We start from the raw sequence: 24692 nt of genomic DNA, 5'->3' as shown, positions 1-24692 counted from the left end.
TCATGGTCCTTTCCGGTGATGCCCTGACCAAGCGCGCTTCGGCGCTTGGCTTCTTCGTGCTCTTTCCCGGTTTCATCCTCTATCACACCCTGGTGGCGATGGGGATGATCCCGGCGCTGCTGGGCGGCCTGTTCGGCGTGGTGTCGGTGATGCTGTTCGTCGTCTACTGTGCGCTGCTGTCCTCCCAGCTCCACGTGCTGCTGAGCGCGACCCGCGGCTATGCACTGCTGACCTTCGCTTTCTTCGCCTATGTGTTGCTGTGGGCGGTGGCCAACTATGGCCTGGTGGGCGGCGGCATCATGCGTGCGGCACTGATCCAGACCATCGAGACGCTGGTGCTGTGGCTGGTGCTGTTCATCATGGGATACCGCGTGCCGCTGGACTCCCCACGGCTGGCACGCGCCTTCTGGCTGGCCTTTGCGCTGATCGCCGGCTACCTGCTGTTCCATGTGGCGACCACCGGCCAGTGGATGTTCTTTGCCCGGCGCATGGTCGAGGAGGGCGGCGAGAACGTCTCCACCTATCAGGGTTATGCGCGCAGCGCTCTGGTGCTGCTGGTGTTCCTGATCGCGATCAGCGAGCGCGCCGTGGTACGGGCCGGGCTGATCGTGCTAGGGGCCTTCGTCATGTTCGTGCTGGGCGCGCGCTCGGAGCTGTACGCCTTCCTTGCACTGACGCTGGTACTGCTGCTGCTGTGGGCGGGCATGAGCGTCAAGTACATGCTGACCTTGCTGGCGGTCATCGCCGCCCTGATCGCCGTGGTGGTCAGTCAGTTCGAGGCGCTGGCCGGGAGTCGCCAACTGCAGGTGCTCGACCTGTCGGGCACCAGCTCCTGGCTGGCGCGGCAGAACCTGGGCCAGCGTGCCACCGAGCAGATACTGGCCAATCCGCTGCTGGGTCGCTTCGGCGGTCACATCAGTTCGGCCGAGCTGACCGGCGGCTATGCCCACAGCATGCTCTCGGCCTGGGTCAACTACGGCCTGTTGGGCTTCGTGCTCTACCTCGGCCTCACCGTCAGCGCCTTCGTCGGCTCGACCTATCGCCTGCTTTTCGTCGGAGCGCGGGATGCCCGGTGGGTGTTCGCCTTCTCCATCAACTTCGTCTGCCTGTTGCTGATCGTGCTGGCCAAGCCGGTGTTCTGGCCATTGCCCGCGCTGGGTTGGGGCGCCTTCGCCAATGCCCTGGTCGCTTCGCGTCAGCCACAGAGCAGTGATGCCACGCAGCAGGCCGGGCCAGCCGGTACTCGTCGTGGCGCACCGGGGCAGCATGACGCTGCCAGGGATTCACAAGGATGCAACGACAATGAAAGTGGTACATCTGACCTCCGCCCATCCGCGCTTTGATACCCGCATCTTTCACAAGCAGTGCCGCTCGCTGGCCGCAGCCGGCTATTCGGTGACGCTGGTGGTGGCCGACGGTGAGGGAGACGAGGAGCGCGATGGCGTCGCCATCGTCGACGTGGGCAGACTGCCCGGACGCCTCAAGCGCGTAATGAAGACCACGCAGCGCGTCCATGAGCAGGCCAGGCAACTGGATGCCGACGTCTATCATCTGCACGATCCCGAGCTGATGCCGGTGGGGCGTCGCCTCAAACGGCAGGGCAAGTGCGTGGTCTACGACGCCCACGAAGACCTGCCGCGTCAGATGCTGGCCAAGCACTACCTGAACAAGTTCGTACGGCGAGTGCTGTCCCGCGGTGTCGAGACCTACCAGCGCCGGGTCTGCCGGCACTTCGATGCGGTGGTGGCGGCGACCCCTTACATTCGCGACCGCTTCGAGGAGTTCCATCCCCGGGTCGTCGACATCAACAACTTTCCCATGCAGGGCGAACTCGACGGGGCGCCCGATGCCCGTCTGACCGCCGCTGTCGGTGAGGCGCTGTCCGTCTGCTACGTCGGCGGTATCGCCGAGGTGCGCGGCATACGCGAGCTCGTGCGCGCCATGGAGAGAGTCGAGCACGAGTGTCGCCTGCAGCTCGCCGGCGATTTCAAGCAGCTCTCGCTCGAGCAGGAGGTCATGACCTATGCCGGCTGGGCGCGGGTGGAGGCGCACGGCTACGTTGATCGCGCCGGCGTACGCCAGGTCATGGCCGGCTCCATCGCCGGTCTGGTGACGCTGCACCCGATCATCAACTATCTCGATGCCTTGCCGGTGAAGATGTTCGAGTACATGAGCGCCGGCCTGCCGGTGATCGCTTCCGACTTTCCCCTGTGGCGGGAGATCGTCGAGGGCAGCGACTGCGGCATCTGCGTCGATCCGCTCGATCCCGACGCGATCGCCGAGGCCATCGACTTCATCGTGAGCCACCCCGAGCGCGCCCGGGAGATGGGGCGCAACGGCCAGCGGGCCGTCGCCGAGCGCTACAACTGGCAGCAGGAGGAACGCAAGCTGCTGGACACCTACCGCACCCTTTCCCGCTGATCTCTTTCCCGCTAACTGAGGATGGCATGAGACACGTCTGGATCCTGAATCACTATGCCAAGCATCCCGGTGCGGCCGGCGGCGCCCGGCACTATCAGCTGGCCCGTCACCTGCCGGCCCAGGGCTGGCACGCCACGCTGATCGCCTCGAGCGTCGATCACCCCAGCGGCGAACAGCGTCTCCAGGAGGGTGAGCGCTGGCGGCTGGAAACCTGCGGTGAAGTGCGTTTCCTGTGGCTGCGTACTTCCAGCTACCGCGGCAACGGCGGTGGGCGCATGAAGAACATGCTGGAGTACGCCTGGCAGGCGATACGGCCTTCGCGCCTGGCGGAGCTGGAGCGCCCCGATCTGATCATCGGCTCCAGCGTGCACCCTTTCGCCGCCCTGGCGGGCTGGTGGCTGGCTCGTCGCCACCGCGTGCCGTTCGTGTTCGAGGTGCGCGATCTGTGGCCGCAGACGCTGATCGACATGGGCCGCCTGCGCGAAGGGGCGCTGCTGACCCGGGCACTGCGCGCGCTGGAGATCTTCCTCTATCGACGCGCCCGACGCGTGCTGACGTTGCTGCCTCGGGCAGTGGACTACATCGCTCCGCTGGGCGTGCCGAAGGAGCGCGTGGAGTGGCTCTCCAACGGGGTCGACCTGGCCGACTTTCCCGATCCCGGCCCGCCGCTTCCGCGGCCGCGTGAGATGCCCCTGACGCTGATGTATTTCGGCAGCCACGGCGAGGCCAACGGACTCTCGCACCTGCTGGAGGCAATGGCGATCGTCAAGCGGGACGCGAACGGCGACGCCGTGCCGGTGCGACTGCGCCTGATCGGCGAGGGACCGGCCAAGCAGGCGCTGATCCGCCAGGCCGGTGCGCTCGGACTGGACGGGCGCTGGGTGAGCTTCGAGCCGCCGGTGGCCAAGCGCGAGATTCCGGCCCTGGCCGGCGAGGCCGACGCCTTCGTCATCACCGTGCGCGACCTGCCCAGGCTGTATCGCTTCGGTATCAGCATGAACAAGCTGTTCGACTACATGGCCGCCTCCCGCCCGGTGATCATCGCCTCGGCGGCGGTCAACGACCCGGTGGCCGACGCCGGTGCAGGCATCACGGTGCCGCCGGAGGACCCGCTGGTGCTGGCCGAAGCGATCAAGCGCCTGGCGGCGCTGCCGGCCGAGGAGCGGGCCCGTATGGGGCGGGCGGGGCGGGCGCACATGGAAGCCGTCTACGACTACCGGATCCTGGCCGAGCGTCTGGCCGACATCATGAACGACGTCATGGATGAAAAACGATGAAGCGACTGTTCGATATCGTGGTTTCTCTACTGGCTCTGATCCTGCTTTCCCCGGTCATGCTCGTGGTGGCACTGCTGGTGCGGCTCAAGCTCGGTGCCCCGGTGCTGTTCCGGCAGACCCGACCGGGACTCCACGGACGACCTTTCGAGATGGTCAAGTTCCGCACCATGCTCGACGCCGTGGACAGCAACGGTCAGCCGCTGCCCAACGCCCAGCGCATGACGAAGTTGGGCAGCGTGCTGCGCGCCACCAGCCTCGACGAGCTGCCGGAGCTGTGGAACGTGCTCAAAGGCGACATGAGCCTGGTCGGCCCGCGCCCGCTGCTGATGGAGTATCTGCCGCTCTATACGCCGCGCCAGGCTCGCCGTCATGAGGTGCGTCCGGGCGTGACCGGCTGGGCTCAGGTCAATGGCCGCAATGCGCTCAGTTGGGAGCAGAAGTTCGAACTCGACGTGTGGTACGTCGACAACCGCTCGCTGTGGCTCGACCTGCGCATCCTGCTGCTGACCGTGAAGAAGGTGCTGGTGCGTGAGGGCATTGCCCACGACGGCGATGTCGCCATGCCGAGATTCCGTGGAGGGAGCCACCATGAGTAACCGTCGTCGCCTGGCCATCCTTGGCGCCAGCGGGCATGGCAAGGTCGTGGCCGACATTGCCATCCAGAGCGGCTGGCAGGATCTGACCTTCTACGACGATGCCTGGCCGCGCATGACCCGGCACGAGCACTGGGAGGTGCGTGGCACCCTGCCCATGCTGCTGCACGATCTGCCCGGTTTCGATGGGGTGATCGTGGCCATCGGCCACAACGGCATCCGCGAGGCCAAGCTCGAGGCACTGCTGGCCCATGGCGCCCGGGTAGTCACACTGGTGCATCCGCGCGCCACGATCAGCCCGCTGGCCAGGTTGGGAGCCGGCTGTGTGGTGGTGGCAGGTGCCGTCATCAACGCCTTTGCCGAGCTTGGCGAGGGCTGCATCGTCAACACCTGTGCCAGCGTGGGTCATGACTGCCGGCTGGGGGCCTGTGTGCATGTCGCCCCGGGGGCCAACGTGGCCGGCGACGCCGAGATCGGACGCACCAGCTGGATCGGCGCCGGCGCCGCAGTGCGCCAGGGCATGACCATCGGCGAGGGTGCGATGGTGGGTGCCGGTGCGGCAGTGGTCGCCAACGTCGGTGACCGCCAAGTGGTCGGCGGGGTGCCGGCGCGTCCGCTGTCGTCATCCCCTGCGGATGCCGTCGACGATCCGCTCGCCGACGATCCGCTTGCCGACGCCTCGAACGTGCTTCGCCTGAACCTGCCTTCACCTCAAGGAAGATCGTAATGCTCAATGGACCCTTTTCCCCCTGGCCGGCCTTTTCCCAGGAGGAGGCCGATGCGGTGGCCCGCGTGCTGCTTTCCAACCGGGTCAACTACTGGACCGGCAGCGAATGCCGCGATTTCGAGCGTGAGTTTCGGCGTTTCGCCGACAGCGAATACGCCATCGCCGTGGCCAACGGTACCGTGGCGCTCGACCTCGCCCTGTACGGGCTCGGTATCGGCGAGAACCCGGATGACGAAGTGATCGTCACCTCGCGCACCTTCCTGGCGTCGGTCTCGAGCATCGTCATGGCAGGGGCCCGGCCGGTATTCGCCGACGTCGATCGCGATTCGCAGAACGTCACCGCTGCCAGCGTGGCCGAGAAGATCACGCCGCGTACCCGAGCCATCGTTGCCGTGCACCTGGCCGGCTGGCCCTGCGAAATGGATGAGTTGATGGCGCTGGCGAAGGCGCACGACCTCTACGTGATCGAGGACTGCGCCCAAGCCCACGGCGCGCGCTATCGCGGGCGCAGCGTGGGCAGCATCGGCCACGTGGGCTGCTGGTCGTTCTGCCAGGACAAGATCATGACCACCGGCGGCGAGGGCGGCATGGTCACCACCAGCGATGCCGAGCTGTGGCAGCGCATGTGGGCCTTCAAGGATCACGGCAAGAGCTGGGAGGCGGTCTACGAGCGGGAGCATCCCCCCGGCTTTCGCTGGCTGCACGAGAGCTTCGGCACCAACTGGCGGCTGACCGAGATGCAGGCCGCCATCGGCCGCATTCAACTGGAGCGCATGCCCCGCTGGAAGGCGGCACGACAGGCTAACGCCGGGCGTATCTGGCAGGCCGCGGCCAGCTGCAAGGCGCTGCGCGTGCCCGCGCTTCCCGCCCACTGCGAGCATGCGGCCTACAAGTGTTATGTCTTCGTCGAACCGCAGCGGCTGGCGCCGGGCTGGGACCGCGACCGCATCATGGCGGAGATCGTTGCCGCCGGGGTGCCGTGCTTTTCCGGCTCCTGCTCCGAGGTGTATCGCGAGAAGGCCTTCGACGGTACCGGCTGGCGACCCGAGCGGCCGCTTGCCGTGGCGCGTGAACTTGGCGAGACCAGCCTGATGTTCCTCTGTCACCCGACCCTGACGGAGGCGGAGATCGCGCGCACCTGTGCAGTGCTGGAAGACGTGATGGCCAGGGCAACCGCCTGAGGCATCGCAATCAAGCGGGCGTGCCCAATGCCCGCGGTCATGGAGAGACGTCATGCGAAACCTGCTGCAATCCCTGTTCCGCCTGCCGCGGCGTCAGAAGCGCACCATCCAGTTGATGGTGGACTGCGTACTGATCGCGGCGAGCTTTCTGCTGGCCATGCTGCTGCGCCTGGAGAGCTGGACGCCTCTCTCCGAAGCGAGCACCTGGCTGGCGCTGTTGGTGCTGATTCCGCTGAGCCTGGCGATCTACGTCCGGCTGGGCTTCTACCGCGCGGTGATTCGCTACCTCGGCCCCAAGGCGATTCGTGCGGTGGTGGTCGGGGTGGTGGTCTCGGCGCTGTCGCTGCCGCTGGTCAGCTACCTGTTCGCGCTGGGCATACCGCGCAGCGTGCCGTTCATCTACGCCATGCTGGCGCTGCTCACCATCGGCGGGGTGCGTTTCGGCCTGCGTGCCATCTACCTGCGCAGCCAGATTCGCCACAAGCCGCGGGTGGTGATCTACGGCGCCGGCTCGGCCGGGCGCCAGCTGGCGGCCTCGCTCACCCACGGCCAGGAGTACCTGCCGATCGCCTTCGTCGACGATGCGCTGAGCCTGCAGAACACCTACATCGAAGGGCTCAAGGTCTATCCGCCGCGCCAGCTCGGCTACCTGGCCGACACCTACGGCGCCGAGCGCGTGCTGCTCGCCGTGCCCAGCGCCAGCCGGGCGCGCCGCCGCGAGATCCTGGCCGAACTCGAACCTCAGGGCTTTCCGGTGCAGACGATCCCCGGCGTGGTCGACATGGTCACGGGACGCGCGCGCATCAGCGAAGTGCGCGACGTAGCGGTGGAGGACCTGCTGGGACGCGACCCGGTGCCACCCAATCCCACCCTGATGGACGCTAACATTCGCGGCAAGGTGGTGCTGGTGACCGGCGCGGGTGGTTCCATCGGCTCCGAGCTGTGTCGTCAGATCCTGCGTCACGGCCCGGGACGCCTGCTGCTGCTCGACCTCTCCGAGTTCGCGCTCTATCGCATCGAGCAGGATCTGCTTCGTATCGCGGCGGAAGAGGGGCTCGAGGTGCGCGTCGAGGCCCTGATGGGCTCGGTGCAGCACCGTCAGCGCCTGACCACCGTGATGAAGGCCTACGAGGTGCAGACGGTCTATCACGCAGCGGCCTACAAGCACGTGCCGATGGTGGAGCACAACGTGGTCGAGGGGGTGCAGAACAATGTCTTCGGCACCCTCTCGGCAGCGCGCTCGGCGATCGATGCCGGCGTCGAGACCTTCGTGCTGGTTTCCACCGACAAGGCGGTGCGGCCGACCAACGTGATGGGCACCACCAAGCGCCTGGCCGAGCTGGTCTGCCAGGCCTTCGCCCGGCAGCAGAGCGCCACTCGCTTCTGCATGGTGCGCTTCGGCAACGTGCTGGGCTCCAGCGGCTCGGTGGTGCCGCTGTTTCGCCAGCAGATCCAGGCCGGCGGGCCGATCACCGTGACCCATCCGGACATCACGCGTTTCTTCATGACCATCCCCGAAGCGGCTCAGCTGGTCATCCAGGCCGGCGCCATGGCCCGTGGCGGCGATGTGTTCGTGCTCGACATGGGCGAGCCGGTACGCATCGCCGACCTGGCGCGGCAGATGGTCCGCCTGTCGGGGCTCAAGGTGCGTGACGAACGCAATCCCGACGGCGACATCGCCATCGCCTACAGCGGACTGCGTCCGGGAGAGAAGCTCTACGAGGAGCTGCTGGTGGGCGACGACGTCGCCGCCACCTCGCATCCGCGCATCATGACCGCTCAGGAAGTGTTCTGGGAGTGGCCGCGCCTCGAGAATTTCCTCGACCGGCTGTTCGAGGCATGCCGCAACTTCCATCACGACGGCATTCGTCGGCTGCTGCTAGAAGCGCCCACGGCCTACCGTCCGGAGGGTGGCATCGTCGACCTGGTGTGGCTGGAGAAGCGTCGCCGCGAGGCGCTGGAGCCGGTCTCGAGTGCGGCGGTGACGCCGCTGCGCCCGGTGCTCGAGCGTCACAAATAGACGTTGCCTGCGTCCGTCGGACCGGGACGTCCGGCGGCTGGCCCTCATCGCAGCCGCTGCATCGCAGCGCGAAGTCATTGCCCGTAGTCATCGTTCGCGGCCGCAGGTCGCGGCGCCTTCATGGAGAAGAGAACATGTGTGGCATCGTAGCTGCCGTGGGTTCGGACAACGTCCTGCCCATACTGATGGAAGGACTCAAGCGCCTCGAATATCGAGGTTACGATTCGGCCGGCGTGGCCCTGGTGGAAGCGCCCGGAAAGCTGGGCCGAGCCCGTGAGGTGGGCAAGGTAGCGGCCCTGGAGCGGCTGCTCGCGACCTCGCCGCTGACCGGCATCGCCGGCGTGGCCCACACCCGCTGGGCGACCCATGGCGAGCCGAGTCAGGACAACGCACACCCTCATGTCTCGGGGCGTGTCGCCGTGGTGCACAACGGCATCATCGAGAATCATCAGACGCTCAAGGCCGAGCTGATGGCCGACGGCTACGTCTTCACTTCCGCCACCGATACCGAGGTGGTGGCGCACCTGGTCGAGCGCGAGCTGAAGGCCCGGGGAGAGCTGCTGGCCGCGGTCGATGCGGTGGTCGCCCGCCTCGAAGGTGCTTACGCGCTGGGCGTGATCGATGCCGACAGGCCCGACCGCGTCGTCGGCGCGCGGCATGGCAGCCCCCTGGTGGTCGGCATCGCCGAGCAGGGCTGCTACCTGGGCTCCGACCCTCTGGCGCTGCTCACGGTGACCGATCGCTTCATCTACCTGGAGGATGGCGACTTGGTGGAGGTCACCCGCGCCGGCTGCGTCGTGCACGAGCTCGACGCAGCCGGCCGGCGCCAGCCGGTAGTGCGGGAAGTGCTGCGCTACGAACACGACGACATGGTGGCAGGCAAGGGCGAGTTCGAGCACTACATGCTCAAGGAGATTCATGAGCAGCCGGTGGCCGTGGCCAACGCGTTGGAAGGGCGGCTGGGCAGCGACCGGGTGCTGGTGGAAGCCTTCGGGCCCCGCACGCGTGCGCTGCTGGGCGAAGCCCGCCAGATCCACCTGGTGGCCTGCGGCACCAGCTACCACGCCGCCATGGTGGCGCGCTACTGGATCGAATCCCTGGCCGGGGTTCCCTGTCAGGTGGAGATCGCCTCGGAGTATCGCTATCGCGACGTGGCGACTCCCCCCGGGACCCTGCTGCTGACGCTCTCCCAGTCGGGCGAGACCGCCGATACCCTGGCCGCGCTGCGTCATGCGCGCAAGCAGCGCCCGGATCGCTACATCGGGGCACTGTCGATCTGCAACGTCCCGGGCAGCTCGCTGGTGCGCGAGTCCGACCTCAGCCTGATGACCCATGCCGGACCCGAGATCGGCGTGGCATCGACCAAGGCCTTCACCACCCAGCTGACGGCGTTGATGCTGGTGGCGCTGGGCTTGCGCCAGCTGCGCGGCGGCGATGAGGAGCTGACCGCGAGAGTCGTTCATCACCTGCGCTATCTGCCCACGCTGCTCGGCGATACGCTCAAGCTCGAGGGCGAGATCGCCAGCCTGGCCAAGCGCTTCTGCGACTACCGCCATACCCTGTTCCTCGGGCGTGGCGCGCAGATGCCCATCGCCATGGAGGGGGCACTGAAGCTCAAGGAGATCTCCTACATCCACGCCGAGGCCTATGCGGCGGGGGAGCTGAAGCACGGTCCGCTGGCGTTGATCGATGCCAGCATGCCGGTGGTGGCGCTGGCGCCCAAGGACGAGCTGCTCGAGAAGCTCAAGTCCAACCTGGCGGAGGTGCGCGCCCGCGGCGGCCAACTGCTGGTGTTTGCCGATCCGGAAAGCGGCTTGGAGCAGGGCGATGGCATGACGGTGGTGAAGGTACCCGGCTGCTGTCGTTTCCTGGCCCCGATCGCCTATACCGTGCCGCTGCAGCTTCTGGCCTATCATGTAGCGGTGGCGCGTGGTACCGACGTGGACCAACCCCGTAACCTGGCGAAATCCGTCACCGTGGAGTAAGCGATGCCAAGGGGCGCCACTCTCTATTCAACGAGGTGACGTATTCTATGAGGTGACGTGGTGAGTGGCGCCGGGTAAGCCAGGAGGGCGTAACCCCGGCGTCGCTGACGGCAGTGCATCCACGGACGAGATTTTGCCATGATCGAAAACGACTCCTGTCGACCGCTGTCCGGTTCCTTGCCGCGACAGACGAAAATGCAATGCCAGGCCTGGCTTGGAGCCGCGGCCATGCTGCTGCTGGGGGCCGGGCTGCTGGTGCTGCCCTGGGTGACCCTGATCGGCGTGCCGCTGCTGTTGCTGGCAGCGGCCTGGCTGGCAAGCGAAAGCCAGGTCGAAGCCTTCCCGCAACGGGAGGATCTGCTGCTGGTCTTGGCGCTGAGCGCTCAGGGGCTGGTCTGGATCGGCATGCTGCTGGTGCATGGCGAGGGCGGCGAGGGGCTGGCCGATGCCTGGCCCTTTGCGCTTGGCCTGATCGCGCTGGTGGCCTTCGCCCGGGTGCGGGTGGCGGCCACCTGGCTGTGGGGCGGCCTGGCGCTGGGCAGTCTGGCGGCCGGCAGCTGGGCGATGTGGCAGCGTATCATCGAGCGCACCCACCGGGCCGACGGGCATGAGCCGTTGCATGCCATTCTGTTCGGCAACCTGGGCTTGTTGATGGGGCTGCTGTGTCTGGCAGGGCTGAGCTGGTCGTTTGCCCGCCGCGAGCGTTGGCCCTGGTCTTTGCTGCTGATCGCCGGCGGCCTGGCGGGGTTGATCACCTCGGCCCTGTCCGGTTCCCGTGGCGGTTGGATCGGCCTGCCGTTGGCCATCTGGGTGCTCTACCGTGGGCATGGCCGGCGCCTGCCGCTGAGCTGGCGCATGACGCTGATGGCGGCGTTGGTGACCCTGCTGGGCAGCCTCTACGTGATGCCGCAGACCGGTGTCGCCAAGCGGGTCGACAATGCCGTCACCAGCCTGCGCCACTATGTGGCGGGCGATGACGACATGAATTCGGTCAGCGCCCGGTTGGAAATGTGGCGGGGGTCGTCGCAGTTGATTCTCGAGCGGCCACTGCTGGGCTGGGGTGCCAGCGGCTACCAGGCCGCCATGCGTGAGCGGGGCGCCGAAGGGGTGCAGCATCCCTCGCTGGCGCGCCACTGGCACGCCCACAACGAGGTGCTGGATGCCTGGGTCAAGCGCGGCGTGCCCGGACTCCTGGCCCTGCTGGGCCTCTACTTCACTCCCCTGTGGCTGTTCGCTCGCGGGGTGGGGGCCGGCTCGGGGGAACGCCGCGCCCTGGCCGTGGCGGGCACGCTGGTGCCGGTGGCCTTCATCGACTTCGGCCTGACCTACTGCTTTCTGGCGTATCCCGCCGGTAGCCTGATCTACGCGCTGTTGATCCCCACGCTGTGGGGGCTTTACCGACAGGCGCGCTGATCGTCGGCTGAAGAATCTCCGCCCGGCACCAGGACCTGGCGGAAGGTCAGGCTGATGCGCAGGCCGGGTATGCGCCGGGGCAGCAGCGCATGCTGCAGCTGGGCCTGACAGCCGGGGCCCATGACCAGCAGGCTGTCGTGGGGCAGCCAGACGTTGAAGGGCTCGCCTTCACCCCGCTTCCAGCGGAAGCGCAGCGGCCTCTCGGCGCCCAGCGAGAGGGCGGCAATGACGGGGTTGCGTCCCAGCTCCGGCTCGTCGTCGCTGTGCCAGCCCATGCGCTCGTTACCGTCCTCGTAGCGGTTCAACAGCACGCTGTTGAAGCGTGCCCGCAATCCCAGCTCCTCCAGCAGAGAGACGACCCTGTTGCGCAGCGCCGCAACCGTGGGGTGCCAGGGCTCGGGCTGGAAATCTCGCCCGGAATAGCGGTAGTGGGCTTCGTCATCGCCCATCCATACCTGAGTGCGCGGTATCGGGTGCTCGCGACCGTACAGTTTCAGGGCAGGGCGCTGCCAGGCCAGCTCGGCGTTCAATGTCGCGAGCGCCCGGTCAGCTTCGGATTCGCCGAGCACACCCTGGCAACGGTACAAGGCGGGTGATGCCGTGAGCCGTTGCCATTCCGCCATCGCCATCTCTCCTAGCGCAGTACCCGCCGGGGGTCGATGGGCTTGCCGCCGAGGCGCATGTCGAACAGCAGGTCGAAACGCTCCGTGGCATTGCTGAACCCGACATCGCACAGCGGGGTGCCCCGGGTGACGCGAGCGCCGTCCGTCACCAGCACGTTGTCGCACAGCGCGTAGACGCTCTGCAGATTGTCGGCGTGGTGCACGATCACCACACGGCCGAGCTGGCGCATGCTGCCGGCGAAGCGCACGTCGCCGTCCGCCACCGCCTTGGCCTGCGCGCCGCGGTTGGTGGCCAACAGCATCGGCTGCAGGGTGCCGTGATTGTCGGCGCCATAGGAGCGCACGATGCGATAGTCATCCAGCGGCCACGGCCAGTTGCGTGCCGAAGAGGGAATGTTGCCGGTAGCGGGTGGCGGCGGTGTGGAACTCCCCGCCGGGGCGCTGGCGCTGCTCGGACGGCTTGCCGCCGCACCCGATGAGCTCGCCGTAGCCGCGGCGCCGCCGCGCAGGGGCACCTGAATGATCTGGCCCACCCGCAGCCGCGTCGGTTCCACCCCCGGGTTGGCGGCCTGGATACGCGCCGGCGTGGTGCCGAAGCGTCGGGCTACGGCCGAATAGGTGTCGCCGGGACGAATCTGATAGCGGTAGGGGCCGCCCGAGGGCGCGCGCTCCTGCTGGGTGGGAATCAGCAGGCGCTGACCGACCGCCAGGCGGTTGGGATTGACGTCGGGATTGAAGCGTTGCAAGCGGGCCAACGGCACGTCGGCGCGTGCCGCAATGCTGCCCAGGGTATCGCCGCGCTGAACCACGACCCAACCGCCAGAGATGCCTGGAGCGTCGCTGCGTTGAGGGTCGCTGCTGCGCTGAACGCTACCGCTGGGCGAGGCGCAGCCGGTCAGGAGCAATGACAGAGTGCAAAGCAGTGTCAGCGCGAGTCGAGCGCCTGGTCTTTTTCCTGCCACAGGGCGTTCAGCCATGTATGGAAGCGTTCCTTGTAGTGCGGGTCGTCATGGTAACGGCTGTCGAGCATCCATTCGGGGACGTCGAGACGTCGGGCATCGAGCGTAATCCGGCCTTCGCGGCCGCACAGGAAGCCCCAGAAGGTCGGCTGGGGATTCTCGTAGTGCAGCGTGACGTCGAGGATGCCGTCTAGCTGTTCGCCCAGGTGGCTCAGCACCTGGGCGACACCGCCGGCCTTGGGCCGAAGCAGGTGGCGGAATGGGCTATTCTGCGCGTCGCGCTTGGCCGGGGTAAATCGGGTGCCTTCAACGAAGTTGAAGATCGCCAACGGCATCTCTCGGGCCCGCTCGCACATCAGCTCGGTGGCCTTGCGGTCGACGTCGGCGAGCTGGGGGCGACGTGCGATCTGCTCGCGACTGTAGCGGCGCATGAAAGGGTACTCTAGCGCCCACCAGGCAAGGCCGACGATGGGAATCCAGATGAGCTGCTGCTTGAGGAAGAAGCGTGGCATGGGAATACGCCGGTGCAGCACCATCAGCAGCATGAAGATGTCGGTCCAGCTGCGGTGGTTGGAGATCACCAGCCAGTGCTGCCCGGGCGACAGTCCCTCGGGCAGTGTGGCATCGAGCCGCGGCTTCAGCCAATGGCGCATCCACCACAGGTTGCAGCCGATCCAGTTCAGTGCCACGCCGTTCAGGCCGCGCAGCACGATTAGGCGCAGCGGGCGAGTCGGGGTGATCAGCTTGAGCAGGGTCAACAGAATCAGGGGGATCGACCAGAACAGGGTGTTGATCACCAGTAGCAGTACGCTGATGAGCCCTTTCAGGGGCGCCATACCTGACTCCTTGACCTTGGGAAATTCTGTACAAGTGCCTACGCGAGCGAATCGCTGCGGTACGCGGCGCTCGGGTGTGTGACGGTTAGGCGCACATGCTAATGGATAGTGCTCATGCTGCCCAGCGCTACATTATGTGGGTGGCGACTCGCAGAGCGTCGTCTGCAGCACTTCGTGCAGCGCCCGTGCGGCGATGGAGAGTTCCTGGCCGGCGCCCAGCACGATGCCCACGGTGCGCCTGATCTGCGGCTCGAACAGCGGCACGCAGCGAGCGCCGAGCTCATGCATCTGTTCGCGACACAGCGAGGGTACGGCGCTGACGCCGAGCCCGCTGGCCACCATGCGGCCCACCGTGGCCAGCTGATGGCTCTCGAACGCCACCGGCAGCTCCGACTGCTGTCTGGCCAGGGCCTGCTCCAGCAGGATGCGTACCATGGAAGGGCGCTGCAGCGTGATGAAGTCGTGGGCCAGCAGTGCCTTCCAGTCGACCGACTCGGCCTCTGCCAGGGGCGAATCCGGCGGCAGGACCGCGACGAAGGTGTCGTCGAATAGCGGCAGGAAGTCGATGCCTTCGCGGGTTTCCGGCTCGAAGGCGATGCCGAGCTCGACCTGGCGTTGGCGCACCATGTCGATTACCTGCTCGTTGATCACGTCATGCACGGTGACGTTGACCCGGGGAAAGCGCAGGCGAAAACGGCGCAATGCACGCGGCAACCGATTGCAGGCGATGGAGGGCATGGCGGCCAGTGCCACCCGACCGAGCTGCAGCGTGAAGCGTTGGCGCAGCAGCTCTTCGGCATTGTCCCAGTCGGCCAGCAGGCGCTTGGCCAGTGGCAGCAGGGTCTCGCCTTCGGGAGTCAGCCGTACGCTGCGGGTGCTGCGAATCAGCAGCGGCCCACCCAGGGTCTCCTCGAGCCCCTTGATGGCCAGGCTCAGGGCCGGCTGTGACAGATGCAGCCGTTCGCAGGCCTGGGTGAAACTGAGCGTTTGCGCCACGGCCAGGAAGGCGCGTAGCTGCTTGATGGTCATGTTGTGTCGCCCGTTTTATAAGTTGTTCAAATCAATTGATAAGAAAAACAAACTTAACAAATATATTGGCGGGGTCAACACTGGTCAGGTACTTTCATTTGACCACTTCACAACAAGACGAGGCTTTGCGATGTCAGGTTTCGACAAGCGCGTGTATTCCTACGAAGAAGCGATGGACGGCATCGAAAGCGGCATGACCCTGGTAGCCGGCGGCTTCGGCCTGTGCGGGATCCCGGAGAACCTGATTGCCGAGGTCAAGCGTCGCGGCGTCAAGGATCTGACCGTCATCTCCAACAACTGCGGCGTCGACGGATTCGGCCTGGGCCTGCTGCTGGAAGACAAGCAGATCAAGCGCTTCTACGCCTCCTACGTAGGTGAGAATGCCCTGTTCGAGCAGCAGATGCTCAACGAAGAGATCGAAGTCATCCTGACCCCGCAGGGCACCCTGGCCGAGAAGATGCGCGCCGGCGGCGCCGGCATTCCCGCCTTCTATACGGCGACCGGCTACGGCACGCCGATCGGCGAGGGCAAGGAGGTGCGCGAGTTCAACGGTCGCCATTACATCCTCGAGGAAGCGTTCCACGCCGATTTCGCCATCGTCAAGGGCTGGAAGGCCGACCGCTACGGCAACGTGGTGTATCGCGACACGGCGCAGAACTTCAACCCGCTGGCCGCCACCTGCGGCAAGATCACCGTGGTGGAGGTCGAGGAGATCGTCGAGCCGGGCGAGCTGCGCCCCGACCAGATCCATACGCCGGGTATCTACGTCGACCGCATCATCCAGGGCACCTTCGAGAAGCGTATCGAGAAGCGCACGGTGCGCGAAGGCTGAGCCGCCGGCACCGCCGCAGCCGGCAGTGACCGGCATCGATCGTATCGCTTCTCCACCGAACACAAGAGGCAAACAAGATGGCACTGACTCGCGAACAGATGGCACAGCGCGTGGCGCAAGAGCTCAAGGACGGTTTCTACGTCAACCTGGGGATCGGCATTCCCACACTGGTGGCCAATTACGTACCGGAAGGCATCGACGTGATGCTGCAATCGGAAAACGGCCTGCTCGGCATGGGGCGCTTCCCCACCGAGGACGAGGTCGATCCGGACATGATCAATGCCGGCAAGCAGACTGTGACGGCCCGCCCCGGAGCGGCCATCTTCAATTCTGCGGAATCCTTCGCCATGATCCGTGGCGGCCATGTCGACCTGACCGTGCTCGGCGCCTTCGAGGTGGACCAGGAGGGCAACATCGCCTCGTGGATGGTGCCCGGCAAGCTGATCAAGGGCATGGGCGGCGCCATGGATCTGGTGGCGGGTGCTGAGAACATCATCTGCACCATGACCCATGCCTCCAAGCACGGCGAATCCAAACTGCTCGAGAAGTGCACGCTGCCGCTGACCGGCGCCGGCTGCATCAACCGCGTGCTCACCGATCTCGCTTACCTGGAGATCGAGAACGGCGCCTTCGTCCTCAAGGAGCGCGCCCCGGGTGTGAGCGTGGAGGAGATCGTCGAGAATACCGCCGGCAAGCTGATCGTGCCCGACCACGTGCCGGAAATGACCTTCGACTGACGCGCCAGCAGCCCAGCAACGTGCTCGAACCGATCGGCGATGCCGGTCGGTTCGGCTGCGCTACCAGGCTCGAGTCCTCATTCAGGGCTCGGGCCTTTTCATTGCTGGGGGGTGATGAATTTATGACCAGCTCAAGCAAAGCGCGCCGCTATCGGAATGTTGCCGCTTGTCACGCTGTCTTGCACAGCGTTATCCACAATTTCTGTGGATAACGCAGGCGAGCCCTCAGGTGATCTCGCAGCGGGTGTGGTGGGGCAGCAGGAGCTCCACGGCACGCTCGTGGTCGCTGCTCAGGCGCTTCTGCATCAGGGCCAGGCCGCCCAGGCAGATCCGGTGCTCGTCTCCTTCGGCGAAGGCCAGACGCTGCGAACAGGTCGGATAGAAGCGGTACTCGAGCAGTGGCGATACCGGGAAGATGCCGTGCTGGCGCTCTTCGCTGCCTTCGAGTCCGGCAGCCGCAAGAGCATCGTCGAGCAGCTCGAAGCGGCTGCCCAGTCGTTCGCAGTCGAAACCGGCGTGATGCACACTGGGCCCCATCACGGCAATCCAGGCCGCCAGCGGGTGGGCATCGTGGAGCGTGAGGTAGTCGTTCCAGTTGGGCATGGCCCAGGGACGCCCGCGGCACAGCAGGTTCTTGCCGCGGGTGTCCTGGGGATGGGTCCGACTCACCAGCTCGGTCAGCCTTTCCCGCGGTTCCCGCGACAGCGTGCCGAGCTGGAGTTCTGCCAGCACCAGCCAGGTGCCGTCTTCCGGCGGTGCCAGCAGGCACACCAGCAAGCCGCGATCGGCCATGGCATAGCGGTGCACGGGGCGGTAGCCGAGGTGGCCCAGCGTCGGCAGCAGGTCCTGCGTGCTGAAGGGAGGCTGGCTGAGCGTGAGCAGGGTCAGGTATTCGACCGGTGCATCCGTCGGCCACAGGCGAAGCATTCCCACATCGGGATGATGGTGAATGTAATCGAGCCAGAGTTGCTGCAGGAATTCTTCCCGTTGCATCGTGCGGTTCCTTTGTCCGGATGCGCCTCGTATTGGACTTCAGTATAGGGGCTGGCCAGGAACGGCTTTCAACGCGGGGGGAACGTTAAACGGGAATTGAACGCTAGCGCCGGGCCGGTATCGCACCGGCGCCGGCGTTCGGCAGGCTCATGCCATCAGGGCATTGTCGCGCACGTACTGGTCGAATTCGGTGAAGCCGCCGACATGGTTCTGGTCGATGAAGATCTGGGGTACGGTCGACACCGGTTTGCCGATGGTCTTCTCCAGGTCGGCCTTGCTGATGCCTTCGGCCCAGATGTCCACGTAGCGGTGTCCTTCGATCACGTTGGCGCTTTCCAGGCGCTGGGCGAGGTCCTGGGCACGCACGCAGAAGGGGCAGCCGGGACGACCGAAGATGACCACGAACATAGAAGATGTCTCCTGAAGGTGTTTTGTCTGGCGACATTGTGACGGATGAGAGCTGTCGGGGCCAATAGGGCGCTGCTAGCGACACGATTGGGACGTGCTATTGCCGCGGCAACGCCAAGTTCAGTCATAGCGGAGTTCGTTGGCGTCGGCGGCGCGCAGCAGATCCCCCAACTCGGCGTGAATCTCGGGTGCGCTGACCAGTATGTTCTCGCCGTAGAGATCTTCCGGAATGCCCTTGGGGCAGGGGTAGAGATGGCCGGTACGGGCCCCGGCCTCGCGGGCGATCAGCACGCCGGCGGCGAAGTCCCAGGGCGAAACGCTCTCGTAGTAGGCATCCAGACGGCCGCAGGCCACGTCGCACAGATCGAGGGCGGCGGAGCCGTTGCGGCGCACGTCCTGACAGTGCTCCAGCACGGCCATCAGGCGGCGCATCAGCGGCGGGCGGCTGTCGCGCCGGTAGGGGAAGCCGGTGGCGACCAGGCAACGCTGCAGGTTGCCCGTGCGGCTGGCATGAATCGGCTTGCCGTTGCACCAGGCGCCCTGGCCGTAGAGGGCGGTATAGGTTTCGCCGAGAAATGGCGCATGCACCACGCCGAGGCGCGTCTTGCCTTCGCTGACCCAGGCGATGGAAACGGCCACGTGACGCAGGCCGTGCGCGAAGTTGACGGTACCGTCGATGGGATCGATGACCCACAGCGACTCGGCCGTGCTCATCACTTCGCGGTCGGGTGTCAGCTCTTCGCTCAGCCGCTGTTCGCCGGGCAGGCTGGCCTCCAGGCGCTCGCTGATCAGGGTATCCACGGCCACGTCCACGTCGGTGACCAGCTCCTGGCCGTTCTTGAGACGCTGATTGAAGGCCTGGCCGTGCCTGGCCGCCACGATTTTCTCGCCGGCTTCCCGGGCGATGTCGATGGCAAGTTCGAGACGCTGCTGGGGGAGCATGGGCATTCCTCGTCGCGCATGGACCTGCCAGAATAGCAGCGATGAGGCGTTCTGCCGAACGGGGCGCCTGCCTTCACCTGCCCGTATCCACCTACCTGGAAAGGAGCATGCCATGCTGGCCCCGACGCCCGAGCAGTACCGGCGCCTGAACGAGATGGCCGAGGCCTGGCGGCGACGACAGGGTGCCGCACTCGAAGCGACACCGACCGCCAATCCGCTGCTGGATGTCGATGCGCTGTGCTTTCAGGCCAGCCCCGATCACGGCGAGGCGTCCGTCGGGCGCGACTACCTGGTGGGGGCCCTGGTCAGCCCCGTCTCGCTGTCGCTGGTGCTGTTTCCCGCCTTCTCCAGTGCGCGGGCGCCCGCCGAGGGCGAGCGGCGGGCCTTCGATCTGCCCTCGGGCCGCTATCCCTTCGTTGCCGAAGTGCTGGAGGCGGATCTCTGGCTGTGGCGCTGCGAGCTGCTCGACGACCTGAGCGACCTGGAATCCCGTGAGGAAGGCAGCCGTCTGGCTCAGCGGCTGATGGAAAAGGTCATGACCCCCACTGGCAAAGCGTAAGACTTCCGGTGGGCTGGTCGTGGCCGCGACCCCCGGCTTATGCTGGGGATCAGGTCTTCCATCGTCATGTAGAAGGATTTACCCATGAGCAATGCAACCGCTACCGTGCCACGCGTCGCCTTGGTAACGGGAACCGCCAGCGGCATCGGTGAGGCCGTGGTGCACCAGTTTCGCGAGCTCGGTCACCAGGTGCTGGCCGTGGATTTCAACGAGCAGGCCAGGGCCAAGGCCGATGCCGTGGGTGCGGCGTTCTTCCAGGCCGATCTCAGCGACGGCGAGGCGTGCAAGGCGGCCGTGGCGGAGGCGATCAAGCGTTTCGGCAAGGTCGACATCCTGGTCAACAACGCCGGAATTCAGCACGTCTCGCCCATCGAGGACTTTCCCGAGGCCAAGTGGCGCCAGATCATCGATCTGATGCTGACGGCGCCTTTCCTGCTGACCCAGGCCGTATGGCCGTCCATGCGTGAGAACGGCTGGGGGCGTATCGTCAATATCGCCTCGGTGCATGCCCAGGTCGCCTCGCCGGGCAAGTCGGCCTACATCAGTGCCAAGCACGGCATGATCGGGCTGACCAAGACGGCGGCGCTGGAGGGCGGCCCCCAGGGCATCACCGCCAACGCCATCTGCCCGGCCTACGTAAAGACACCGCTGGTGGAGAACCAGATCGCCGATCAGGCCCGGCTGCACAACATGGACGAGCAGGACGTGGTCGAGCAGATCATGCTCAAGAATGCCGCGGTGAAGCGCCTGATCGATCCCGAGGAAGTGTCGGCGCTGGTGGCCTACCTGGCCTCGGATGCGGCAGGCGCGGTAACGGGCTCGAGCTGGAATATTGATCTGGGTTGGACGGCCCAGTGACATACGCTCGCGGCCTTTCCGGCGACAGGTCTCGCGGAGGCGCTGTGAACCCATCCCTGGGCGCTATATTTGCCTTCCCTGGCAAATAACCTCCGCTACGACCTGTCCCCGGCGCCGCTTGCCTGGGTGGCGCTAAGCCGGGGCAGGGCCTTACTGGACTAGAACTACCGCCGCACCGGGCGTTTCTGCAGCTTGCGTTGCAGGGTGCGGCGGTGCATGCCCAGGGCGCGGGCGGTGGCGGAGATGTTGCCGTCGTGCTCCTGCAACACCTTCTGGATGTGCTCCCAGGCGATGCGGTTGATCGAGGGCGGCGATTCCGCCACCTCGGCATCCGGATCGCCCTGCTGCTGGTCGAGGGCAGCGAGGATCTCGTCGGCATCGGCCGGTTTGCACAGATAGTTGACGGCGCCGAGCTTGATCGCTTCCACGGCGGTGGCGATGCTCGAGTAGCCCGTCAGCACCACGATGCGGCAGTTGGGTACGGCATCGAGCAGCTCGGGCAGCAGCTTCAGGCCCGAGCTGTGCTCCAGCTTGAGGTCCAGGGTGGCCAGCTCGGGGCGGTGGCGGCGGGCCAGGCTCAGCGCCTGCTCCGCGTCGTGGGCCACCAGCACCTCGTATCCGCGCCTGCCCAGGGCGCGTGACAGCACGTGACAGAACATTTCGTCGTCATCGACGATCAGCAGGCGTGTTTCGGCGTCTTGCATGGCGTCCTCGTCGCTCAGGGCTCGCTGTGCGGCAGGATCACTTCGGTCAGCGTTCCCCCGTCAGGATGATTATACAGACTTACGCCGCCGCCGAAGCGGTTGATGGTGGCGTGGGTCAGGAACAGGCCGATGCCCAGCCCCTTGCTCTTGGTCGAAACGAAAGTCTCGCCCAACTGGTCGGCGATCTCCAGGCTGACGCCGGGCCCATGGTCGCGAATGTCGATGATCGCCTCGTCGTCGTTCCAGTCGAGGCGAATGCTGACGTCGTCGGGGTTGGCGTCGGCAGCGTTGTTGAGCAGATTGGTGATGGCCTGATCCAGCGTGGTGTCGACCTTGAGCCAGGGCGTGCCGCGCTGCTCGGCGATCTCCAGACGGTGGCTGACGTCAGGGCGCAGCACCAGCCAGCGCTGCACGACGCCCTTAAGCCACTCCCGAGCATCGCACACCTCGGGTTCGGCCATGCGCCTGCGGTCGGTGCTTTCCACCAGGTGGCGCAGGCGCGACTTGCACACGTCGACCTGGCGGCGCAGCAGCTCGATGTCCTCGGTCAGTTCGGGATCGTCCTTGGCACTTTCACGCATCTCGCTGAGCAGCACCGCCATGGTCGACAGCGGTGTGCCCAGCTCATGGGCGGTGCCGGCGGCCTGAGTGGCCACCGCCACGATCTGCTCGTTGCGCAACGCCGCTTCCCGGGTCTGGGAGAGGGCCTGCTCACGGCTGCGCAGGGCGTGGGCCATCTTGTAGATGAAGAAGGTCACCAGGCCCGCGGAGAGACCGAAGTTGATCCACATGCCGAGGATGTGGAGATTGACCCCGACGGCGTCGTAGTAGTGGGCGAACTGGGGCACCGGGTGATAGACCCACATCAGCAGCGTGTACGACCCCATGGCGGCGCTGGCGATGATCCAGGCGTAGCGCCAGGGCAGGGTGGCGGCGGCGATGGTGACCGGCACCAGGTAGTAGTTGATGAAGGGGTTGCTGGAGCCGCCGGTGAGGTAGAACAGCAGGGTCAGGCCGATGGTGTCGGCCAGCAGATGCAGCACGTACTCGGTGTGGCTGACCGCCCACTGGCGGCCCAGGCGCCACCAGGTGAAGAGGTTGACCAGCCCCATGCAGACGATCACCCCGATCACCGCCGCCACTTCGATCTCGAAATGCAGCAGCTCGACGCCGACGATGGCGGCGATCAGAAAGCCGGTCCAGGTGATGCCGCGCACCAGGGTCAGACGCACCAGGTTGCGGCTGGGGGTGGATAGCGGCAGGGGCGGGGCGGTTGGCATGGGGGCTCCAGCGATGAATCCGCCCACATGATACCTCGTCGTGCCGTGCGGCGGGCAGGGTGGGCGGCCTTCGCCTCAGCTTTCGGCGCCGCTGCCCTACAACTGGGCGGGGCAAAGCCGTAGAATGCGCTCCACTGCTCATTCACGCACCGCTGGGTGCCTCAAGACGAATTCGAGACTGATGTCAGACGCCGATCTGGCCCGCGAAGTCGGGCTGCGTAGAACCTTTGCGATCATCTCGCACCCCGACGCGGGCAAGACCACCATCACCGAGAAGATGCTGCTGTTCGGAAACGCCATCCAGCTCGCCGGCTCGGTGAAGAGCAAGCGCAACGACCGCCACGCCACCTCCGACTGGATGAAGATGGAGCAGGAGCGGGGCATCTCCGTGACCACCTCGGTGATGCAGTTCCCCTACGGCGGGCGCATGGTCAATCTGCTCGACACCCCGGGTCACGAGGACTTCTCCGAGGATACCTACCGCACGCTGACGGCAGTGGACTCGGCGCTGATGGTCATCGACGGCGCCAAGGGCGTCGAGGAGCGCACCATCAAGCTGATGGAGGTGTGCCGTCTGCGTACCACGCCGATCCTCACCTTCGTCAACAAGATGGACCGCGACATCCGCGATCCCATCGAGGTGATGGACGAGGTGGAGACGGTGCTCGACATCCAGTGTGCGCCGATGACCTGGCCGATCGGCATGGGGCGTCACTTCAAGGGGGTCTATCACCTCTACAACGACGTGATTCATCTCTACACCCAGGGGCAGGGCAGCCGCATTCCCGACGACAAGCGCATCGAGGGGCTCGACAACCCCGAGGTCGACGCGGTGCTCGGCGCGGAAGCGGCCGAGGAGCTGCGCATGGAGGTGGAGCTGGTGCGCGGCGCCTCTCATGAGTTCGATCTCGAGGCCTATCGCCGCGGCGAGCTCACGCCGGTCTATTTCGGTACCGCCATGGGCAACTTCGGCGTACGCGAGATGCTCGACGGCTTCGTCGAGTATGCGCCGCCGCCGCAGCCCCGCGAGACCGATACGCGCACCGTCGAGGCCAACGACAGCCGCTTCACCGGCTTCGTTTTCAAGATCCAGGCCAACATGGACCCCAAGCACCGTGACCGCATCGCCTTCCTGCGGGTCTGCTCGGGCAAGTACGAGAAGAACATGAAGATGCGCCACGTGCGCATCGGCAAGGACGTCAAGATCGCCGACGCCCTGACTTTCATGGCCTCCGACCGCGCCCACGTCGAGGAGGCCTGGCCCGGCGACATCATCGGCCTGCACAACCACGGCACCATCCAGATCGGCGATACCTTCACCATGGGCGAGGACATGCGCTTCACCGGCATTCCGCACTTCGCCCCGGAGCTGTTCAAGCGCGTGCAACTGAAGGATCCGCTCAAGCTCAAGGCGCTGCAGAAGGGCCTGCAGCAGCTCTCCGAGGAGGGCGCGACCCAGCTGTTCCAGCCGCTGGACAACAACGACTTGATCCTCGGCGCCGTCGGCACCCTGCAGTTCGACGTGGTCGCTCACCGGCTCAAGGAGGAGTACAAGGTCGACTGCGTCTACGAGCCGGTCAACGTGCAGACCGCGCGCTGGATCTACTGCGACGACGCCAAGAAGCTCGAGGAGTTCAAGCGCAAGGCGAGCGCCAACCTGGCGCTGGATGGCGGTGGCTACCTGACCTACATTGCACCAACGAGGGTCAACCTGCAGATGACCCAGGAACGCTGGCCGGAGATCCGTTTCGCGGCTACCCGGGAGCACTGAGTCAACGCTGTTCGGGCGGCGTTTCCCCGCCGCATAGGGGGGGTACCATGGCGTCGAAGATGTTGAAGGAGTTCCGCGAGTTCGCGGTCAAGGGCAATGTGGTCGACATGGCGGTGGGTATCATCATCGGCGCCGCCTTCACCTCCATCGTCAACAGTCTGGTGAGTGATGTCTTCACCCCGCTGATCGGCCTGGTGACCGGCGGGATGAATTTCGCCAACCAGTTCCTGGTGCTGCGTGACGGGCCGGATGGCGGGATCTACCATACTCTCGAGCAGGCTCAGGCGGCGGGGGCGGTAACCCTGAACTACGGCCTGTTCTTCAATGCGATGCTCTCTTTTCTGATCGTCGCCTTTGCCACCTTCCTGTTGATCCGCAACATCAACCGGCTCAAGAATCTGGCCTATCCGCAGGAGACGGCGGCGGCGCCGACGGTTAAGGAGTGTCCTTACTGCCTGAGCAAGATCCCGCTGCCGGCCACGCGCTGCCCGGCCTGTACATCGCAGCTGCCTGCCACCCAGCCCGCGCCGGAGTGACTCGGGCG

General features: G+C 66.0%; 24 protein-coding genes. 15 read left to right on the top strand and 9 right to left on the bottom strand.

The genetic code is table 11. From position 1 onward, the window contains the following. Window positions 1-2 precede the first annotated feature (2 nt). The 9 genes from C4S71_RS01960 (at window position 3) to C4S71_RS01920 (ending at window position 11617) form a co-directional block, all read left to right on the top strand. Entirely contained in the window at window positions 3-1343 is a 1341-nt protein-coding gene (locus C4S71_RS01960; protein ID WP_146064578.1) for a hypothetical protein, read from the top strand. Next, complete coding sequence (locus tag C4S71_RS01955) at window positions 1303-2421, top strand: glycosyltransferase family 4 protein (protein WP_103968018.1); 1119 nt, start codon at window positions 1303-1305, stop codon at window positions 2419-2421. Before C4S71_RS01960 ends, C4S71_RS01955 begins: the two co-directional genes overlap by 41 nt. 26 nt (window positions 2422-2447) lie before the next feature. Next, entirely contained in the window at window positions 2448-3698 is a 1251-nt protein-coding gene (locus tag C4S71_RS01950; RefSeq protein WP_103968017.1) for a glycosyltransferase family 4 protein, read from the top strand. Next, window positions 3695-4294 (top strand): sugar transferase, encoded by a 600-nt coding sequence (locus C4S71_RS01945; RefSeq protein ID WP_086511386.1) that lies wholly within the window; start codon window positions 3695-3697, stop codon window positions 4292-4294. The genes C4S71_RS01950 and C4S71_RS01945 overlap by 4 nt, the downstream gene beginning before the upstream one ends. Next, on the top strand, window positions 4287-5018 hold the full coding sequence (locus C4S71_RS01940) for an acetyltransferase (protein ID WP_103968016.1): 732 nt from the start codon (window positions 4287-4289) through the stop codon (window positions 5016-5018). Before C4S71_RS01945 ends, C4S71_RS01940 begins: the two co-directional genes overlap by 8 nt. Beyond that, a complete protein-coding gene (locus C4S71_RS01935) occupies window positions 5018-6199 on the top strand; it encodes a DegT/DnrJ/EryC1/StrS family aminotransferase (RefSeq protein ID WP_103968015.1) in 1182 nt (393 codons plus the stop codon). The genes C4S71_RS01940 and C4S71_RS01935 overlap by 1 nt, the downstream gene beginning before the upstream one ends. A gap of 52 nt (window positions 6200-6251) precedes the next feature. Continuing rightward, complete coding sequence (locus tag C4S71_RS01930) at window positions 6252-8219, top strand: polysaccharide biosynthesis protein (protein WP_103968014.1); 1968 nt, start codon at window positions 6252-6254, stop codon at window positions 8217-8219. A gap of 134 nt (window positions 8220-8353) precedes the next feature. After that, window positions 8354-10204, top strand: a complete 1851-nt coding sequence (glmS, locus tag C4S71_RS01925; RefSeq protein WP_103968013.1) for a glutamine--fructose-6-phosphate transaminase (isomerizing) — start codon at window positions 8354-8356, stop codon at window positions 10202-10204. Between the two features lie 228 nt (window positions 10205-10432). Beyond that, entirely contained in the window at window positions 10433-11617 is a 1185-nt protein-coding gene (locus C4S71_RS01920) for an O-antigen ligase family protein (protein ID WP_160113344.1), read from the top strand. Here C4S71_RS01920 and C4S71_RS01915 read toward each other — a convergent pair. The 4 genes from C4S71_RS01915 to C4S71_RS01900 form a co-directional block, all read right to left on the bottom strand. Beyond that, a complete protein-coding gene (locus C4S71_RS01915) occupies window positions 11599-12240 on the bottom strand; it encodes an alpha-ketoglutarate-dependent dioxygenase AlkB family protein (RefSeq protein WP_235014129.1) in 642 nt (213 codons plus the stop codon). The two genes, C4S71_RS01920 and C4S71_RS01915, sit on opposite strands and share 19 nt — an antisense overlap. Window positions 12241-12251: 11 nt before the next feature. After that, the gene (locus C4S71_RS01910; RefSeq protein ID WP_103968010.1) at window positions 12252-13145 is read right to left on the bottom strand and encodes a LysM peptidoglycan-binding domain-containing protein; all 894 of its coding nucleotides are present in this window, start codon (window positions 13143-13145) and stop codon (window positions 12252-12254) included. A 20-nt stretch (window positions 13146-13165) separates the two neighbouring features. Next, entirely contained in the window at window positions 13166-14035 is an 870-nt protein-coding gene (locus C4S71_RS01905; RefSeq protein ID WP_103968009.1) for an acyltransferase, read from the bottom strand. Between the two features lie 132 nt (window positions 14036-14167). Further along, on the bottom strand, window positions 14168-15064 hold the full coding sequence (locus C4S71_RS01900) for a LysR family transcriptional regulator (protein ID WP_103968008.1): 897 nt from the start codon (window positions 15062-15064) through the stop codon (window positions 14168-14170). Between the two features lie 130 nt (window positions 15065-15194). Between C4S71_RS01900 and C4S71_RS01895 the strand changes: the two genes are divergently transcribed. Together C4S71_RS01895 and C4S71_RS01890 are read left to right on the top strand one after the other, a co-directional pair. Next, complete coding sequence (locus C4S71_RS01895; protein ID WP_103968007.1) at window positions 15195-15896, top strand: CoA transferase subunit A; 702 nt, start codon at window positions 15195-15197, stop codon at window positions 15894-15896. A gap of 77 nt (window positions 15897-15973) precedes the next feature. Continuing rightward, on the top strand, window positions 15974-16633 hold the full coding sequence (locus C4S71_RS01890; RefSeq protein ID WP_103968006.1) for a CoA transferase subunit B: 660 nt from the start codon (window positions 15974-15976) through the stop codon (window positions 16631-16633). A gap of 225 nt (window positions 16634-16858) precedes the next feature. On the opposite strand, the gene C4S71_RS01885 is transcribed toward C4S71_RS01890, so the two are convergent. The 3 genes from C4S71_RS01885 to C4S71_RS01875 all read right to left on the bottom strand — a co-directional run bounded on the left by C4S71_RS01885 (window position 16859) and on the right by C4S71_RS01875 (window position 18976). Next, window positions 16859-17626, bottom strand: a complete 768-nt coding sequence (locus C4S71_RS01885) for a VOC family protein (RefSeq protein WP_086511372.1) — start codon at window positions 17624-17626, stop codon at window positions 16859-16861. 147 nt (window positions 17627-17773) lie between these two features. After that, on the bottom strand, window positions 17774-18034 hold the full coding sequence (locus C4S71_RS01880; RefSeq protein WP_086511371.1) for a GrxA family glutaredoxin: 261 nt from the start codon (window positions 18032-18034) through the stop codon (window positions 17774-17776). Window positions 18035-18154: 120 nt separating this feature from the next. Next, complete coding sequence (locus C4S71_RS01875; protein ID WP_086511370.1) at window positions 18155-18976, bottom strand: inositol monophosphatase family protein; 822 nt, start codon at window positions 18974-18976, stop codon at window positions 18155-18157. A 112-nt stretch (window positions 18977-19088) separates the two neighbouring features. Between C4S71_RS01875 and hybE the strand changes: the two genes are divergently transcribed. Both hybE and C4S71_RS01865 read left to right on the top strand, forming a co-directional pair. Further along, complete coding sequence (gene hybE / locus C4S71_RS01870; protein WP_160113343.1) at window positions 19089-19535, top strand: [NiFe]-hydrogenase assembly chaperone HybE; 447 nt, start codon at window positions 19089-19091, stop codon at window positions 19533-19535. An 84-nt stretch (window positions 19536-19619) separates the two neighbouring features. Next, complete coding sequence (locus C4S71_RS01865) at window positions 19620-20393, top strand: 3-hydroxybutyrate dehydrogenase (protein WP_086511368.1); 774 nt, start codon at window positions 19620-19622, stop codon at window positions 20391-20393. A gap of 164 nt (window positions 20394-20557) precedes the next feature. On the opposite strand, the gene C4S71_RS01860 is transcribed toward C4S71_RS01865, so the two are convergent. Together C4S71_RS01860 and C4S71_RS01855 are read right to left on the bottom strand one after the other, a co-directional pair. Beyond that, window positions 20558-21097 (bottom strand): response regulator transcription factor, encoded by a 540-nt coding sequence (locus tag C4S71_RS01860; RefSeq protein WP_086511367.1) that lies wholly within the window; start codon window positions 21095-21097, stop codon window positions 20558-20560. Window positions 21098-21111: 14 nt separating this feature from the next. Continuing rightward, window positions 21112-22377, bottom strand: a complete 1266-nt coding sequence (locus C4S71_RS01855; RefSeq protein ID WP_086511366.1) for an ATP-binding protein — start codon at window positions 22375-22377, stop codon at window positions 21112-21114. 181 nt (window positions 22378-22558) lie between these two features. On the opposite strand from C4S71_RS01855, the gene prfC reads away from it, so the two are divergent. Both prfC and mscL read left to right on the top strand, forming a co-directional pair. Further along, complete coding sequence (prfC, locus tag C4S71_RS01850; RefSeq protein WP_103968004.1) at window positions 22559-24148, top strand: peptide chain release factor 3; 1590 nt, start codon at window positions 22559-22561, stop codon at window positions 24146-24148. Between the two features lie 47 nt (window positions 24149-24195). Continuing rightward, on the top strand, window positions 24196-24684 hold the full coding sequence (mscL, locus tag C4S71_RS01845) for a large conductance mechanosensitive channel protein MscL (protein ID WP_200825208.1): 489 nt from the start codon (window positions 24196-24198) through the stop codon (window positions 24682-24684). The last annotated feature ends 8 nt before the right edge of the window (window positions 24685-24692 follow it).

This window comes from Billgrantia desiderata (genome assembly GCF_900108215.1).
GTDB lineage: Bacteria > Pseudomonadota > Gammaproteobacteria > Pseudomonadales > Halomonadaceae > Halomonas > Halomonas desiderata.
This window is presented reverse-complemented; position numbering and strand designations above follow the sequence as displayed.